Source organism: Actinocrinis sp. (genome assembly GCF_035938995.1).
In the GTDB taxonomy this organism is placed as follows: Bacteria; Actinomycetota; Actinomycetes; order Streptomycetales; family Catenulisporaceae; genus DASZGI01.
Genome location: NZ_DASZGI010000147.1, coordinates 69,992 through 87,430 on the forward strand (window position 1 = coordinate 69,992; position 17,439 = coordinate 87,430).

9 protein-coding genes and 1 pseudogene are annotated in these 17,439 nt (G+C 72.5%); all 10 read right to left on the minus strand.

The window, feature by feature from the left end:
* Nucleotides 1-224 precede the first annotated feature (224 nt).
* On the minus strand, nt 225-2,981 hold the full coding sequence (locus VGZ32_RS10400) for a WXG100 family type VII secretion target (protein WP_326885710.1): 2,757 nt from the start codon (nt 2,979-2,981) through the stop codon (nt 225-227).
* An 85-nt stretch (nt 2,982-3,066) separates the two neighbouring features.
* Nucleotides 3,067-3,579: a hypothetical protein gene (locus VGZ32_RS10405; protein WP_326885711.1), complete on the minus strand. Its 513-nt coding sequence runs from the start codon at nt 3,577-3,579 to the stop codon at nt 3,067-3,069.
* A complete protein-coding gene (locus tag VGZ32_RS10410; protein ID WP_326885712.1) occupies nt 3,580-3,870 on the minus strand; it encodes a WXG100 family type VII secretion target in 291 nt (96 codons plus the stop codon).
* Between the two features lie 38 nt (nt 3,871-3,908).
* Complete coding sequence (locus tag VGZ32_RS10415; protein ID WP_326885713.1) at nt 3,909-4,235, minus strand: WXG100 family type VII secretion target; 327 nt, start codon at nt 4,233-4,235, stop codon at nt 3,909-3,911.
* 234 nt (nt 4,236-4,469) lie between these two features.
* Nucleotides 4,470-7,274 (minus strand): annotated as a pseudogene (locus VGZ32_RS10420) (right-handed parallel beta-helix repeat-containing protein); the annotation flags it as partial.
* Between the two features lie 309 nt (nt 7,275-7,583).
* Nucleotides 7,584-10,190 carry a hypothetical protein gene (locus tag VGZ32_RS10425; protein ID WP_326885715.1) on the minus strand — a complete coding sequence of 869 codons (2,607 nt, stop codon included), beginning with the start codon at nt 10,188-10,190 and terminating at the stop codon, nt 7,584-7,586.
* On the minus strand, nt 10,187-11,509 hold the full coding sequence (gene eccB / locus VGZ32_RS10430) for a type VII secretion protein EccB (protein WP_326885716.1): 1,323 nt from the start codon (nt 11,507-11,509) through the stop codon (nt 10,187-10,189). Before eccB ends, VGZ32_RS10425 begins: the two co-directional genes overlap by 4 nt.
* Before the next feature lie 12 nt (nt 11,510-11,521).
* Nucleotides 11,522-12,919, minus strand: coding sequence for a type VII secretion integral membrane protein EccD (gene eccD / locus VGZ32_RS10435; RefSeq protein WP_326885717.1), 1,398 nt, complete (start codon nt 12,917-12,919; stop codon nt 11,522-11,524).
* Between the two features lie 84 nt (nt 12,920-13,003).
* Nucleotides 13,004-16,960 (minus strand): type VII secretion protein EccCa, encoded by a 3,957-nt coding sequence (gene eccCa, locus VGZ32_RS10440; protein ID WP_326885719.1) that lies wholly within the window; start codon nt 16,958-16,960, stop codon nt 13,004-13,006.
* A 139-nt stretch (nt 16,961-17,099) separates the two neighbouring features.
* Nucleotides 17,100-17,439: response regulator transcription factor (locus tag VGZ32_RS10445; RefSeq protein ID WP_326885720.1), on the minus strand; the 340-nt coding region annotated here is incomplete at its 5' end.

A 17,439-nucleotide genomic window follows, 5' to 3' on the forward strand; every position in this document is an offset into this window, starting at 1 on the left:
CACTGTGCTCGGGTGCCGCTGTCTCGGAGGGCTGGACCCCCAGCCGGCCTGCGCCGACAGTCGGCTGGAGGAGCTTGGAGATCGATCCGCACGCGGGGGGTGAATCGAGTTCACGGGGGATGTGGATGTTCATCGGCTCAGTCGTTCGCCCGGAGCCATGAGGGTCTTGAAATCCTCCGGCGCACAGCCCCTTCGCCTCGCGAACGGTCGGCGGTGCCGGCGGTTCACAGCTCGCCCCATTCCGGCCGCGGGGCGCCCCACGCGCCGGCCTCCTGGACGAGCAGTTCGGCCGCGGATTTGCTCCCCAGCTGCTGCTCCTCCTCTTCCTCGGCGGCGGCCGCTTGCGCGGCTTCGGCCTCCTGGGCCGAAGCCTCTGCCGCCGCGGTCTCCGGGTCGTACCCCTCGGGAAGCCGGCCGAGGCGATATTTAGGCGCAGCGGCGGCCGCCGCCGCGGCTTCGCGGGACGGCCGCCACCTCGCCACACCCGCCAGTTCCTCGGGCATCGGCTCGCCTCCTGCCTCGTCGTCGCCCCAGGAACCCTGCTCGGTGCTGACGATCCGGGCAGAGGTCTCCTGCTCGTCGTCACCGCGCGTCCGCCGTCGGGAGGCCCAAAGGCCGAGCGTGAACAACCCGGCGTCGGCAGTGGTGCCGCCGACTTCCCATCCGGACGGGTCTTGCGGCGCGGCCGATGGATCCACCACCGGCACTCGGTACTCCTGCTCAGCGGCGGAGGTCTCCTGCTCGCCGCCCTCGGCGGTCTCCGCGTTGGCGGCCTCCACCGCGGCTGCCTCGGCTGCCGCCGCAGCGGCAGTAGCTGCCATCGCCGCTGCCGCCTCCTGAGCCTGCGGTGCCTGCTGCTCCTCTTCCTGCTCCGGCTGCGCGGCCGCACCGCTGTCGGGCGTCGTGCCTTCGGCCCAGGAGAGTTCGGCCCCACCGGCCTCGGCGCCGTGCAGCGATCCGGCCTCGGCTTCGGCCTCGTGTTCTCCCTCGGCCCACGGCTCCTCGCTCCCGGTAAGCAGGCCCGAAGCGTCGGAACGCTCGGCGTGGCCCGCCGCTCCGGCCATCCCAGCACCCATGCCCGGCATCATCGGCATCTCGCCCATGCCCTCGGCGGCGGCAGCGGCCGCGGGCTCCGCGAGTGCTCCGGTCGACGCCGCGCCTTCCGCGGCGGTCGCCGGGAGCCCTTCGCCGACGAGGCCCGCACCGCCCGCGGCAGCGCCCGCCGAAGAGCCGACTTCGCCCACGCTCGGAGCGGTCTCGCCGCTCCACGGCTCCGAGCTGCCGGAGAGCAGGCCCGAAGCGTCGGAACGCTCGGCTCCGTGGCCCTGCATTCCGCCCATCCCGCCCATGCCCGGCATCATCGGCATCCCGGCCCCGCCCGGGACGCCGGCTTCGGCGGGCGTAGCCGCGAGCTCGCCGGCGGGCAAGCCCTCGGCGGCGGGGACGCCCTCGCCCGCGAGGCCGAGCCCGCCCGCACCGGTGCCGGTCGACGAACCCACGACGTCGCTCGGGGCGCCGGTGCCGGTCCACGGCTTGGCGTCGTTCGACAGCAGACCCGAGGCGTCCGACCGTTCGGCGGCGCCCGGCATTCCGGCCCCCCCGGCACCCATGCCCGGCATCATCGGCATCCCGGCCCCGCCCGGGACGCCGGACTCCAGCGGCGTGCCCGCGGCCAGTTCAGCCGGCGTAAGGGCGGACGCGGACTCGAGGGCGGGCAATCCGGCCGCGGCCGCGCTTTCCGAGGGCAACGCGGCTGCCGCCGGGTTGAGCGCAGCGTCCATCGCCGGATTCAGCGAGCCGACCGGGGACTGCCCGGACGGGGCACCGGCGGAACCGGCCGCGCTGAATGGCGCTGCGGCGAACGGGAGCCCGGCGAGCGGAGCGAGGCCGTTCGCACCGACAGCTCCGGGCGCAGGCGCGGTGCTGAAGTCGGCCGGCAACCCGGCCCCCGGAGCATTCACGCCACCGGGCGCACCCACACCACCAGGCGGAGGCGCCGTGGCAAAGTCTGCCGGCAAACCGTTGGCTCCCGGAGCATTCAGACCACCCGGCGCACCCACACCACCAGGCGGAGCCGCCGTGGCGAAATCAGCCGGCAACCCGGCTCCCGGAGCATTCGCACCACCGGGCGCACCCACACCACCAGGCGGAGGCGCCGTCGCGAAGTTCTGCGGCAACGCGTTGGCTCCCGGAGCGTTCGCACCACCCGGCGCATTCAGTCCGGGCGGCGGCGCGACGGCGGCGTTCGGCAAGTTGGCGCCCGGATCGCCCGTTCCGGGAGGATTGGTGACTCCGGGCGGGTTCGTCACGCCCGGCGGGTTGGTCGTCGCCGTCGGGGACACCGGGTTCTTCACGTTCGAGATCGTGTCGGTGTAGTTGCCCGCCACCTGGTTCAGCACGCCGACCATGTCCTGGGTCATCATGGTGACCAGCGCGGGCTTAGTGTGGATCTGAACCAGCCCGTTGACGATCGGGGCGCCCTCCGCCGCCGCGGCGTTCGCGTAGTAGTCGTCGATGCTCACGATCTGGCTCTGCGCCCAGGCCAGCGTGTTGCCGTTGTTGGTCAGCTGGTCCGGCACCGAGTACCTGCCGGTCGCGCCGCCGGACAGCGCGTCGGCGTTGGAGAGGACCTGCTTCGAGAAGCCGCTCATCATCGTGCTGAAGGCGTCGGACGCTTGCCCTTTCCAGACGTTGGTGAGCGAGGTCGTCGCCTTGGCGAGGCCGTCTCCGACCGCCTCGAAAGCCTTTTGTATGTTGTAGAACGTGGTAGCCGCGGTCCACAGCGTCTGCGGGTCGGCGATGGTCTTGGCCCGGGCGGCGTCGGCCGGCGTGGTCATCATCGAACCGCCGACGATCGCGGCCTCGATCTGGTGCCAGTTCCAGCCCGCGTAGTCGGACGCCGAGCCGTTGGCCGACGGGTTGCCGAACAGGGCGCCGCCGTCACCCGAGGTGAATCCGCCGCCGCTGGTGTCGTCTGCCACGATGCGCCTCCCGCGCTCTCTTTCCGTCTAAAGGTCGACCCGCCGGGTGCCCGGACGCGTGCCCGGGCACCCTTTCGCGGTGTCGTCAGGCACCCGAGCCCGACTTCGAGCCCGGGTTCCCTGCGTCGCTCATCAGGGTGCTGAAGTCCGACTGAACCGACTGGAACTCCTTCGTCAGGTCGTCGGACGACATGTTGTTGAGATCTTCGGTGCTCTTGTACTTGCTGCTCATCTCGGTCATCGCGGTCTGGATGTCGGTCAGTGCCTGCACCAGGTCCGAGATGACCTGCTGGAACCGGGACTTGAGCCCGGCGTCGCCGTTCAGACCGTTGATGACCGTCCTGATCTGGTCGGCGTGGTAGAACGCACCAGGCTGCACGTTCACCAGGTTCAGGTCGGGTATCAGATTGTTGAGGAACGGGACCAGGTCGCCCATGTACTTGGCGAACGCGTCCAGGGTGTTGGTGTCCACCTGCGTCGGCGCCGTCGGGCCGCCGCCGTTCGGGACGCTGTGGCCCGCCGGCAGATTCGGATCGTTCGTCGGCTGCGACCACTCGGGGGGCGGCGGCGGATCGGGCGGCTGAAAGTCGAAGCCCATTTACTGCCCCCAGAGCCCGAGACCCTGGTACTCCGCGTTGGCGTAGGCGTCGTTGATCTGGGAGAGCGAGTTCTGCGCGTTGTTCGCCTGGACGACCATCTGGGCCGCCGCGGCGTCCCACTTGGCCTTCGCCGTGTTGTAGGCGTCGCGCGCGCTGCTCGTCCACTCGGACAGGCTCTGCAGCGCGCCGTTGTCCAGGTCCTCCAGCAGGCCCTGGATGTAGCGCGCGATCGCGCCCATCTCCTCGGCCACGGCCTGGACGTTGCTCATGTTGACGGTGTATGTAGCCATCGAAAGCTCCTGATTCTCGCGAGGTTGTCCGGTCGCCGTCAGATACCGTTGAGACCCGGCAGGCCGTTGGCGAACGACGCCGCCATCTGCGTCGAGCCCTCGTTGGTGTTGCTGTAGACCCCGGTGTTCGACGACAGCGTCTCGGTGATCGAGGACAGCTGCGTGCGGACCGTCTGGAGGTCCTCGAGGTACGCGGTCAGCGCCTGGCCGAAAGCGGACGCGGCCTCGCCGCTCCAGTTGGACATCAGCGTGGACTGCTGCTCGGTCATGTTGCTGTAGGCGGTGTTGGTCTGGTCCAGGGCGTTCTGGAAGTGTCCCTGGGCGGCGACCATTCCTTGTACGCTGACTGAGGTCTCTCCAGCCATGGGGGAGACCCTCCTTCCTGCGTTCGGTCGGGGCGCCCTCCACGGTGGAAAGCGCCTTCGTCTCCATGTTGACCGCGGATCAGGCTGCTGAGCCGCCCACGGAGCTTCTGTTGCCCGGCGCGACACCCACCGCTGCCCCCAGGGTCACACCCACGCGGTGGCGCGACGGCGCGATCGGCGTCCAAGTCGCCAGTTCCAGTGCATCAGGACAGCTATGTATGGCATCGATCATTCTCATTGGTGCACCAGCTCCCCGGCTCTCTCGCCGACGTGGTTCGTGCCGGCTTCGGCGGGGAGCGGATCGGGCGGCGCGGACGCCGCGACGTCGTCCGGACTGATGACCGTGGACCGCGCCGCCGCGGCCAGCCGCTCGGCCAGGCGGTGCGCGTCGCGAGCACCTGTCTGCGGCGGTGCGCCGCTGAAGAGCGCGGTCATCCGGTCGAACACGGCTTGGCCGAGTTCGAAACCGCGCGCCGTGAGGTACCGGGCGGCCAACTGCGCCAGGTGCGGCGCGCCGTACTCGGGGAAGGTCAGCGCGTCGGCGAAACAGCCGGCCACATCGGGCCGCTCGCGCAGGATCTGCGCGATCCGCGGCGACTCCCCGGTCAGCAGCAGGACTACGGCGGGATGTCGCCCTACGGTCTGGCGCAGCGCCTCGAGCACGCCCACCCGCTGTTGTAGCGTGCGTTTGAAGAACACTTCGTCCAGACGCAGGAGGAGCACGCCCCCGGCGCTGTCTTCGAACAGTCGCTGGGCGAAGGCCTGTGCCTGAGTGGGGGCCAGCACGGGGAACTCGCTGAGGCTCACGGTGCTCAGCGCTCCGGAGGCGATCAGGCCGTCCTCGGCGAGGCATTGCGCGTAGACGGCGGCGACGGCGCCGCGCCCCGCTCCGTCCCAGCCCTCGAAGACGAGATTCGCCAGACCGGCCGTGGGCTGTCCCTCCCGCCGCAGCTTGGCCAGCCCGGCGAGGCGCTGGCGCAGCGCGTCGCGCACCGGGTCGAGCCCGGTGAGCGCGGCGAGCCGGCGCGCCCCGGCCGTGTCCGCCGCGCGGCCAGGGCCACGCGCCGCCGGAGCGGCCGCCGCGGAGGAGGGCGGGTCCACGTCCTGCGGCATGAAGCGGCTCAGCTCCGCCTCTTCGGCGTCGGGCTGGGTGGCCAGGCGCGAGGCCTGCCGGTTGACCATCTCCTCGAACACCTTGCGGGCGACGCGGCCGTTGCCGAACGTCGGCCCCTTCGGCACGCGCTCGAAGTAGTCCGTCAGAGCGTTGAGGGTCTCCTCGGGCAGCTCGTAGCGGTGCGCGGAGCACATCCCGCCCACGATGGTGACCAGCTCGTCGACGCTGTAGTTCGGGAACTCGATCGTGCGGGAGAAGCGCGAGGCCATCCCGGGGTTCGAGGAGAGGAACTGCTCCATGTGCTCGGAGTAGCCCGCCGCGATCACGACCAGTTCGTTGCGGTGGTCCTCCATCAGCTTCATGAGGGTCTCGACGGCCTCCCGGCCGAAGTCGGGACCGGTGCCCTTGGACTGGTTGGTGAGCGTGTACGCCTCGTCGATGAAAAGCACGCCGCCGAGGGCCCTGGTGACCACCTCGGTGGTCTTGATCGCGGTGCCGCCGATGATCTGGGCGACCAGGTCGGCGCGAGCGACCTCGATCATGTGGCCGCGGGACAGCACGCCGAGCTCGGCCAGGACCGCGCCGTAGAGCCGGGCCACGGTGGTCTTCCCGGTCCCCGGCGGGCCGGCGAACACCAGGTGGCGGCTCATCGGCGGCATCGGCAGTCCCATCTGCTCGCGCCGCTGCGCCATCTGGTTGAGGTTGATCAGGCCGGTGACTTCGGCCTTGACGCTGGCCAGCCCGACCAAGGCGTCGAGTTCCGCCAGCGGCCCGGTGCCCGGATGCGCCGCACCGCTCCTACCACCGCCACCGCCGCCAACGTCCTCGCGTCCGCCGTCCCAGCTGTCCCTGCTCTCGCCGCTGTCACGTCTGTCCGCACTTTCCCCGCCGCCGCGGGCCCGTCGCTTGGCCGGCCGGGCACTGGGCGCACCGGGCTGCGGGCCGTCGGCCGGGTCGTCGGGCACCTCGGTGTCCCGCAGGACCAGTTCCGCGTCCAGGTCGACGACCGTCCCGCAGCCGGTCAGCGTGCAGGATTCGAGCTCGGCCCGGGTGCCGGGGCCGAGTTGCACCCCGACGCCCTGATCCGCGGTAAAGCTGACCCGGCCGAACGTGCCGCTGCCCGCCTCGCTCAACTCCACAGCGGGTCCGCGCCCGGCCGACACCTCGCCGCCGCGCACCACGATCGAGCTGGCGCCGGTCGCCACGACGCCAGCGCCCGGCCCGTCCACGGTCAGCGACTCGAACTGCGCGTCGGCACCGCCGACGATGCGCACCGCCGTGTGCGCGGAACCGTGCACCGCCATCTCGGCGAAGGCCGGCGTGCTGCCGCCGTCCACGACGATCCCGAGCGGGCTGTCGGCGACCGAGCACCGCTCGAACGTCGGCCGCGAGTTGCCCGTGACGTACAGGCCGTTCTTCGCCGCCCCCGCCATGGCGCAGCCGGACAGCACCGGGGCCGAGCCGTTGGCGATGTGGACCGACTGCGCGGCGGAATCCACGAACTCACAGTCCGTCAGCTCGACGGAGCCGCGGGAGGTCAGGTAGGCGTCGTGCGAGCCGCTCGCCGACACCCGGGTGGCCACGATCCGCGCCCCGGCCTGCTGTTCGACCGCCAGCGCCGGCTTGGCGCACTCGACCAGGACACAGTCCTCGATGTCGGCGTGGGCGGTGCCGTTGACGCAGACGCCGTTGCCGCCCGTCCGCTCGATCGTGCAGCCGCGGACGAGCAGCCGCCCGCCCTCGGCCACCACGATCGCCGACGAGGCGGAGTCGGCGATCGTGGAGGTCTCTACGGCGTTGCCGCCGGGCGAGGTGACGACGACCCCGGCGCCCACCGTGTTGCCGATCCGGCAGTCCCGCACGGCCAGCGTCCCGCCGCCGTTGGCGAAGAGCGCGGCCCAGGCGGATCCGGAGATCGTGCAGCCGTCCAGTGCCAGCTCGCCGCGGCGCACCTCGACCACGCAGGCGCGCTCGTCCGAGCCGGTGAGTACGAGGCCGGACAAGCGCACGCCGTCGGCGGCGACCGCGACCGTGCCGCCGGTGCCGCAGTGCACGTGCACGCTGCCGGGCTCCTGATCCGGCACGAGCGTCACGACCCGGTCGATGACCAGCCGTTCCTCGTAACGGCCGGCGGCGATCGTGATCACCGCACCGTCCGCGGCTTCGCGCAGCGCTTCGCTGATCGTCCGGTGCGCGCCCGAGTGCCCGGGGTCGACCTGCAGAATCTGCCGCATTTACGCCGCCTCCCCCTGGTGCGTGGCTCCCGATGACTGCGCGCCGACCGGCGCCGCGCGGCCGGCCCGCGCGGACAGCGCATGGCCGATAAGCCCCGGCGGGCTGCTGAACCTGTCCTCGAGCCCTGCGTCGAGGTCGACGGTCGGGCCGTCGAGCCGCCAGGCCTCGGCGGCGGTCTCGAGCGCGGTGAGCGCGAGCTCGTCGAGCGGCTCGCGGGAGTTCACCGTGCCGTCGGCGGCCACCTCCGTGTGGGCCAGCTCGCGCAGATAGATCTCGCGGCCGGCGCCGCCGGTGCGCAGCCTCTTGAAGTTGGTGCCGGGCAGGAACACCGCCTGCTCGGGCAGCGACGGGTCGACCAGGGTCGTGCGCCGCGCGGTCATGGACCAGATCAGGACGTCGACGTCGCCGGGCAGCTTGACCCGGCCGGAGGTGAGCACCGGGCAGAACGACCACTCGGTGACCAGCTCGCGCCCGCCGTACCAGCGCCACTGCGACTCGTCGAGCTCGGCGCGCAGCCTGGCCACACCGCGGAAGGAGGGCAGACGGCGCAACCCGGAGGCGACGCAGCGGGCGAGCGGGACATGCGGGCCGACCTTCCCGGCGCGCACCGCGTCGTCCAGTTCCCGGGTCTTGCCGTCCAGATAGAGGCTCACCGCGACGAGGTCGGTCAGCGCGTCCGAGTTGCCACCGCCCGCGCGCAGGCCCGGGTACTTGGACAGCACACGCGAGACGGAACTCGCGGTGGCGTCGTACTGCTTGCTCAGGTTGCGCCGCAGCCAGACGCGCTCCTCGCCGATCCCGGCCGCCGGGGGCATCGCAGCAGCCTGAGCGGACGGGACCGGCTGGACCCTCGGCCCGGCCGCGGCCTTGGCGGGAACGGGCGGACGGACCGGCTCGGGAGCGGGAGGCTCGGGCGCGCGCTCGGGTTCGGGCCCTGCGACGGGCTCGAATGTCGGCTCGGGTGCACGCTCCGGTGCGGGCGCGGTGGGGGCCGCGAAGGCGCGGCTCTCCGGAATGTCGAATCCCGCGGTGGGCGAGGAGACGAGCTGGAGTGCGGACAGAGAGACGGGTTCGGCCTCGGGCTCGGGCTCCGCGAGGGGTGCCGGCTCCGCTTCGGGCGAAGGCTCGGCCGGCGGTTCGGGTTCGATCAGCGGCGCGGGTTCGAGCACGGATTCCGGTTCGGGCGCGAATTCGACCGTGGGCTCGGCCACGAGCGCCGGCGCGATCTCGAGCGTGGGCTCCGCGTCGGGCACTGGCCCGACGACGGCGGCTGCCTGGACTACAGGCGCGCGCGTGTGGAGTTCGAGTTCAGGACCCGGCGCTGCTTCAGGCTCGGGCTCGCTGAACACCCCGGACGCGCCGACGAACATGAGCCGGGCCACCGCGCGGGTCCGCGGCTCCAGCGCCTGGATCAGCTCGCGGGCCATGGCCTGCATGCGCCGGCCCGCCGGCGAGCCCGGGTCTGCCAGGTCGACGAAGATCTTCGCCCGGCCCGGCTCCGGCGGCGCCGACCTGATCGCGGCACGGTCGTGCCGCTCCCCCGCGGGACGCAGCCACAGGCCGCTCTGCGTCACCTCGAGAACCGTGTCCCCGCCGTACCAGTAGGCGCCCTGCCCCTGCTCGGTCAGTCCCTCGATCGGCGCACGATGGTCGATCGGCGTCGGGTCCGTCGAGACTCCGGGCGTCCATCGGCTCGGCACGTACCCGAAGTCCCGCACATACGGAGTCCACGACATCGGCCCATCAGGCAGCAGCGTCCACACCCCGTATCCGCCCCGGCCGTCCGGGAGTACTGCGCGCACGCCCGCGCCCACGACGACCGGAGCGTCCGCGGCGTCGGCGAGGGCCTGTCCGAATCGTTCGGCCGGCACGTCGGTCGGCCCGAACCGGGCAAGCCGCATCGCCGGGAGCAGTTCCTGCGGCGCGGACCGCCAGAACCTGGCGAGCCGTGCGACGGCGACCGGCTCGGAGCCGGGGAACCCGGCCACGACCACGGGGAACCGCGGGTCCGGCGGCAGGCCGATCAGCAGACTGCGATGCCGCGTCACGGTCTCGGGATAGCCGCCCGCGTGGATCCACACCCCGGCGGGAATCGGCTCCACCACGTAGCCCTCGCCGAGCTCGGCCGACTCCGAGACCGCGGCGCACTCCCACCACGGCTTCGGGAAACGCCGCGAGTACGGTGCGGGCGTCCGGTCCGGATCCATGCGCACCCAGCCGGCCCCGGTTTCCGGCGGCAGGAACAGGCAACCGCCGGCCGCCACCCACGGGTTCCCCTCATAGGCCAGCACGGTCCGCCCGCATCGCTGCGCCAACCACGCGCCGATCTCCACGGTCGACCCCGACTCGGCTCGGGTCGGCACCAGGACGGGCGTGTCGGGAAGCGCGGCGAGCGCGTCGGCGACGCGGTCGAACTCCTTCGGCGCGGTGTCGGCCGGCACGTCGAGGCAGACGGCCGTGTGCCCCGGCCAGACGGCGAGGCGCTCGACGGACTTCAGCGCTCGGGAATCCTCGCCGCTCTCGGAGTAGACGAGCAGTGCGCTGCCGATCCGCCGCATCCGCAGCGGCGCGCGGCGAACCTGCACCCGGGTCAGCCGGCCGGTCATGTCGTGGTCCCCCCTCGCGCCGCGGTGACGTCGAGCGCGGGTCCGTTGGGAAGCAGAGCAAGCACGTCGAGCGGCATGACGTTCGCCGTCGCGCTGCCGTAGCCGAGCGCGTTGAGCGCGTCGCCGCCGGAGATCAGGTACTTCTTTCCGGTGTCGGTGATCAGGAACTCAGGGGCCGGGGCAAGCTGGGTTCCGCCGGGCTGCTGCACGAGCATCCCGCCCTCCGGCGGCACGACGACCGCCGGCTCGGATTGCGCCTGTGAGTCCGGGTTGACGACCACGCTCGTCTGCGTCACCTTGCCCGGTGAGCTCTGCACGACGCACGGTGCGCCGCCGAACACGGGCCCGTCGAGCAGGTCCGGCAGCCGGTCCAACAGCGAACGGTCCGCCGACTGAGGCGCCGCCGCGATCGTCGCCGGACTCTCCACCAGGGGCGAGGCCGCCCCGGCGACCTGGAACAGCGCGGCCTCGGTGTGGGTGATCGGAGCGAGCCCGTCCGAGAGCAGGACGTAGTACTGGGTCGCATCGCCGGCATCCGACGCGAACAGCGTGCCGACGCGGGCCGTGGCACCTCCGACCAGGCCGCCCACCTTGCCCGCGCCCGGGATCGCGGGCGCGGTCACCGGCTCACCGGTGCGCAGCGCGTCCAGCCATTCGGGCGCGGCCTGCACCGGCTGTTGGTCGCCGAGTCCCAGGGCAGTCAGGACGCCCGGCTCGGGCACCGGATACTTCACCGCGTTGAACACCACGTACTCGGCCGGCTGCACGGGGTCGGTCGAGACGACCAGGATCCGGTTGCCGTTGAGCGAGCGCCCGGTTTGCGCGCCGGGCGCCAGGTCGAGGATGGGCGTGCCGTCGAAGTGCAGGCAGATCGACCAGGTGCCGGGGGCGAGCGCCGACGGCGTCGGCAGCTCGTCCGGTGCGCCCGGGATGCCGATCGGCTTTCCGACCGGGACGCCGGCGAGATCGGCCCGGGAGACGAACTGGGGGGCGGCCTTCTGCCCGGCGACGAGCAGGGCGGACGCGAAGTTGAGCGTCGGCCGCAGCTGCCCGTTGAGCATCAGGAAGCGGGTTCCGGTCTCCTTCTCGACGATGAGGGAACCGGAGGCGCGCCAGGCCGTGCTGGCCTTGGGCGAGATCAGCCCGTAGACGAAGCTCCCGCCGCCGAGCAGGGCCGCGAGCACCACTCCGGCGATGACGCCGAGGCTCGCGCGGCGGAACGGCGACTCCGCGCTCCCGGTGTCGCCCACCGCGACGGCGCGCACGAGGCGTCCGACCGAGAACTGATATGCGTGGAGATGGTCTCGACGGCTCTGCATGACGGTCCCCCCTTAGCCGATCAGGCCGCGCAGGTGCGCGTACACGTGCAGCAACTGGAGCAGCAGCGGCACCAGGGCGATCGCGGTCCAGGTCTCGAGCAGGTCCGCGACAACGCCCCAGACCGGCAGCAGACGTCGGCGCGGCAGCCGCTGCGAGACCGCGACCAGTCCGGCGACCACCAGCAGCAGGCCGAGCAACAACAGGGCACGCGGTCCCGGGCCGGCCGCGGCGGACCGCGTCACGACGAGGAAGGCCAACCCGGTCGCCCCGGACAGTGCCAGCGCGACGCGCTGCCAGGCCCCTGTCAGCGCCCTGGCACGCAGCAGCACCACGGCGCACAGCACGCCGCCGAGCGTCCATCCGATCCAGCCTGGCTGGCGCGCGAGCAGGGCGCAGGTGACCGCGTTCAGCACGGCCGCGGTGAGAAACAGGCTGTTGAGCATGCCGACGGCGCGCTCGGTCCGCTGGGCGATGACGGCCTGCGCCTCCGGCTCGATGTCCTGCTGGAGCTCTTGGGTCGAGCGCGGCAGCTGCGGCACCCAGAGGCGGGTCGCGCGCAGGACGATGCGCAGATTCAGCTGCCCGGTGGCGAAGAAGACGACGGCGAGCAGCGTCGCGGTCCTGGTCGCGTCCCAGTGCAGGGCGCCGGCCAGTCCCGCGCCCACCGCGGCGGTCACGCCGCAGCCGACCAGTGTGCCGAAGACCGACAGCGGCAATCGCGCGACGCACAGGATGAGCGCAGGCAGGACGGCGCCCAGGCCGAGTGCCACCAGGGCTTTGTGATCGAGCGTGAACAGGCCGCCGGGGGCGTGCCGGGCGGACAGTCCGGCGATGCCGCCGACCGCGCACGCCGCGAGGCCGCTGACCACGACGGCGACCCGGTCGGCGTGCAGCCGGGGGGCCAGCGCCGCCCACACCGTCAAGCAGACGGCGGCCAGCACGAGCGAGAACGCCGCCAGCCAGTGCGCCCGGGAGTGAACGGCGACGATGCAGAAGGCGGTCACGGCGACTCCGGCCGCGCCGAGCATCAGCGGGCCGGTGAACTCGGGCCGCCACTGGTCCGACCGCGCGGCCACGGCCTGGGCGACCCCGACGGACACGTCGTCGAATTCGGCCTCTGGCAGCACGTCGGACATCGGATTGACGTACAGCACCTCGCCGTCGCGCAGGCCGAGGCTTTCCGGGGTGGCGCCGGGGTCGAGCGGCGGGCCGCCCAGGCGCTGGAGCACGTATCCGGCCTTGGACTCGTCCGGTTCCGGCTCGGGCACGATCAGCGGCAGCACCTCCCCCACGGCGGCCGAGACCGGTAGCGCGAGGTCGCAGGTGCGCTCGGCGCTGCGGACGGTCAACCGGCAGACCTCGAGGCCGACGCCGGATGCGAGCCGTGGCGTGGCGGTCCGGGCGGTCATGGCATTCCTCCTGATCCTTGTCGGGTGCGGGGCCTGCGGGCGCACTGCGCGACTGCGGGCTTTGCGTTGTCTGCTGTGCGCGTCCTAGTCATCGGCGCCGGCCAGGCCGAGTTGGACGAGTTTGATGTCGCGGCGGGTCACCAGCTGGGCCCGTCCGGGCGGCAGCGTGCGCGGCTTGGCCTCGCCGAGGAACTTGCCCTCCTCCTTCGGGTAGGAGAGCAGCAGGGCCGGGGCGCCCAGCTCCCAGAGCCGGCGGATGACCGGGTCCATCATCGAGCGCATCGCGCCCGAGGTGCTGCGCGCGACGACGAGGTGCAGGCCGATGTGCGGGCTGGCGGCCAGCAGGCGCACCAGCGGCACCATCGGCCCGCCGGCCCCGTTGCCGCTGACGAAGAGGTCGTAGTCGTCGACGAGCACGAACAGCTCGGGGCCGGTCCACCAGTCGCGCTTGGCCAGCCGCTCCGGCGTGAGGTCGGCGCCGGGCAGGCGGGCGCTCATGGACACCGCCGCGTTGCCCGCGAGGTTCCCCAGCGCGTCGGTGTCCACCGCGTAGCCGACGCGGTACTCCGGCGGGACGTCCTCGACCAGCGCGCGGCTCGGGTCGCCGAGCACGATGCGGGCCTGGGCGGGCTGATAGCGGGACACGATGTCCTGGGCGATCAGCCGCAGCGCGTTGGTCTTGCCGGTCTCGCTGTCGCCGAACACCATCAGGTGCGGCAGGTGCGCGAAGTCGTGCCAGACCGGGGCCAGCCGCTTCTCGTCGAGGCCCAGGCAGATCCGGGCGCCCTCGCCGCGCGGCAGCCGTCCGGCGGGCAGCCGGGTCGGCAGCATCCGCACTTCGGGCGCGCGCGGGCCGGTCCAGAAGATGTCGATCTCCGCGGCCGCGGCCTTCGTCGCGGCGGTCAGGTCGTCGACGGTGGTGCCGCCGTCCAGCCTGGGCAGCGCGGTCAGGAAGTGGTGGGCCCCCTTGGTGAGCCCGCGGCCCGGCACCGCCGGCACGGTCTTCGCCGCGTTCGGCTTGACCTCAGACTCCATCGGGTCGCCGAGCCGCAGCTCGAACTTCGTGCCGAACAGGTCCCGGTGGCGCGGGCGGAACTCCGACCAGCGGACCGCGGCGGCCACCAGGTGCACCCCGAAGGACAGGCCGCGGGCGGCGATCTCGCCGATCCGGTTCTCCAGCTCCTCGAAGTCCTGGCGCAGCGTGGCCCATCCGTCGATGACGAGGAACACGTCGCCGTAGGGGTCCTGGATCTCGCCGCGGGCGCGGGCGGCCCGGTAGGCGGCCATCGACTCCAGCCCCAGCTCGGCGAAGCGCGCCTCGCGCTGCTCGACCAGCTGGGAGATCTCCTCGACGGTGCGCAGCACCCGGTCCCGGTCCAGCCGGGTCGCGGTCGAGCCGACGTGCGGCATGCCGGCCACCGACGCCAGGGCGCCGCCGAAGTCCAGGATGTAGAACTGGACGTCGCGCGGGGAGTGGGTCAGCGCGAGGGAGATCATCAGGGTGCGCAGCATCGTCGACTTGCCGGACTGCGGCGCCCCGGCGAGGCCCATGTGCCCGCCCGCTCCGCGCAGGTCGGCCAGCAGGAGCTCGCGGGACTGCTCGAAAGGCCGGTCGACGACGCCCAGCGGGACGGACAGGGTGCCCAGGCCCGGGTAGTCGGCCGCGTACATGCCGCGCTGCGGGTCGGGCACGATGCCGGGCAGCAACTCGTCGAGGCTCGGCGCCTCGTTCAGCGGCGGCAGCCAGACCTGGCGCGCGGGCGGCCCGGCGTCGGCGAGCCGGTCCACCAGCACCTCGAGCAGGCTGTCGCCGTCGCCGGACTCCTCCCGGGCCGCCTCCATGGACGGCGCCGCCTGCGGCTCCAAGGCCAGCTCGGCGGCCGACGTCGGGACCTTCTGGCGCAGGCTGAAGGTGGCCGCCTCGCCCCCGCGCTCCTCGAGCTGCCCGGCGCCGGTCTCCTCCGGGGTTTTACAGGGCCCTGAGACGTAGGCGGCCTTGAAGCGCACCAGGTTGGTGGTGTCCACCTTGAGGTAACCGTTGCCCGGCGTCGAGGGCAGTTCGTAGGCGCTGGAGACCCCGATGACGCTGCGCGACTCCATCGAGGAGAAGGTGCGCAGCGCGACCCGGTAGGAGAGGTGGCCCTCGACCTTGTGGATACGGCCCTCGTCGAGGCGCTGGGAGGCCAGCAGCAGGTGTACCCCGAGGCTGCGGCCGACCCGGCCGATGGTGACGAACAGCTCGATGAACTCCGGCTTGCTGGCCAGCAGTTCGGAGAACTCGTCGACGACGACCAGCAGCGTCGGCAGCGGGCTGAGCGGGGCGCCGGCCGCGCGGGCCTTCTCGTAGTCGTACAGGGAGGAGCGGCCGCTCTCGCGCAGCAGCTCCTGGCGGCGGATCACCTCGCCGTTGATCGAGTCCTGCATCCGGTCGACCAGGGCCAGCTCGCCGGCCAGGTTGGTGATGACCGCGGAGGTGTGCGGCAGCCGGTCCATGTTCATGAACGTCGCGCCGCCCTTGAAGTCCACCAGGACGAAGTTGAGGATCTCCGAGGAGTGCGTGGCGGCCAGGCCGACGATCAGGGTGCGCAGCAGCTCGCTCTTGCCCGAGCCGGTCGCGCCGATCAGCAGGCCGTGCGGGCCCATGCCGCCCTGCGCGGACTCCTTCACGTCCAGCTCGACGATCTCGCCCTGCTCGGTGACGCCGATCGGGACGCGCAGCCGGGCGCTCTGCTCGGCCCGCGGGCGCCACTTGGCGGCCACGTCGAAGGTGCGCGGGTTGCGGATGCCGAGCAGGGTGGTCAGCTCGAAGTCGCTCTCCAGCGGCTTGTCGGCCAGGTCCGCGCCGCCGCCGGTACGCTTCGGCGAGATCAGCCGGGCCAGGTGATCGGCACCGCCGCGGCCGAGCGCGTCGATCCGGGCGCTGGCCTCCGTCTCGCCGACCGGGTACCGGACTTTCTCACGCTCGGCGTGAAGGCGCAGCACCTTCGGACCGCCGGGCATCGCGCCGGTCGCGTCCAGAAGCACGGAGTTGCGCACCCCGCCGCCGAGCATGCGCGAGGAGGTGGGGATGCGGGTGCGGTGCGCCACGACCACGACGAAGGGCTCTGCGATGCCGGGCAACGCGGCCGGGTCGTGCTCCGCGCGGTCGGCGAAGTCCGGGCCGAGCAGGTCGATGAGCTCCTCGTGGTCGGTGGCCACCAGGCGCAGCGGCCCGGCCTCGTCCTCGAGCCGGGGGTGGGCGCTGTGCGGCAGCCACTTGAACCAGTCCCACTCGGTCAGGCCGGCGTCGTCGGTGAGCAGCGCCAGGCGCAGTTCGTCCGGGGAGTGGAAGGCGGCCAGCTGGCCGACCATCGCGCGCAGCAGGGCGGTCGCGGGCTCGGCCTCGCCCGCGAACTCGACGCTGGTGAAGTTGCGCAGCCCGACCGTGACGGGCAGCCCGGAGACGGTCTGGTGGGCGTGGGCGAAGCGGCGCAGCGAGATCGCGCACAGCGGCTCGAGGTCCTCGACCGGCTTGGTCTGCGGCGGGATGAATTCGAGGGCGGCGCGCCGCCGCCCGAGGCCGATGCGCACCCGGGCGAAGTCGTCGTGTCCGCCACGCCGCTCCCACAGCCTCGGGCTGCACGCCAGCGACCACAGGGCGGCCGGGTCCGGGTTGTCCCACGCCAGCGAGAGCCGCTGGGCTTCGGCGGCCTGCTCGGCCTGTGTGCGCAGCTGGGAGAGGTAGCGCAGGTAGTCCCGCCGCTCCGCGCGCAGCCGGCGCTTGCGCTCCCCGCTGCCCCGCCCGATCTGGCTGATGCTCATGGTGGCCATCGAGGCGCCCATCATCCCGGACATCAGGTAGGTGGACGGCGAGCCGTTGGCCACCGAGAACATCATGGCCATGGTTCCCATGCCCAGGGCCATCGGCAGCATGCCCGTCATGGAGCTCAGGTCGGCGCGCGCCGGCTCGTCGAGCACCGGCGGCTCGGCCAGCTCCACCTGCCCTTCCGGCATTGGTGGCGCGGCGGTCCTCGGTGCCCGCTTGACGATCACGGTGCTCATGGTCACTCGCTCTCGGTGCGAATTCGGCCTCGGATTAGACGTTAAGGAGCGCAGGCGGGTGTTCAGCAGTTTGCGGGCTTGCCGGTGCCCGTTAGGACACCGACCCGTGCCTCCGCCACCCGATCCGGATCTGGCTGTGTCAGAGCACCCCGCTGCGCATCGCGTATGCGACCGCCTGCGTGCGGTTTTGCAGGCGCAGACGGGTCAGCACGCCGTGGATGATGTTCTTGACCGTGCGCTCCGAGTAGGCCAGCCGGACGGCGATCTCAGGGGTCCCCCATCCGTCCGCGAGAAGTCTCAGCACCGCGATCTCGCGCGGTTCAAGCCCGGTCTCGGGGCGGTCCGCGGGTTCGAGGATGTCCTGCTGCATCATCCGCAGCTGGCCGATCAGCCAGGAGGGGGAGACCTCGGACGCGGGCGCGGCGCCGTCGCCCGGCTGCGCCACGGCGCGCGCCAGGCTCTCGGCTTCGGCCTCCTGC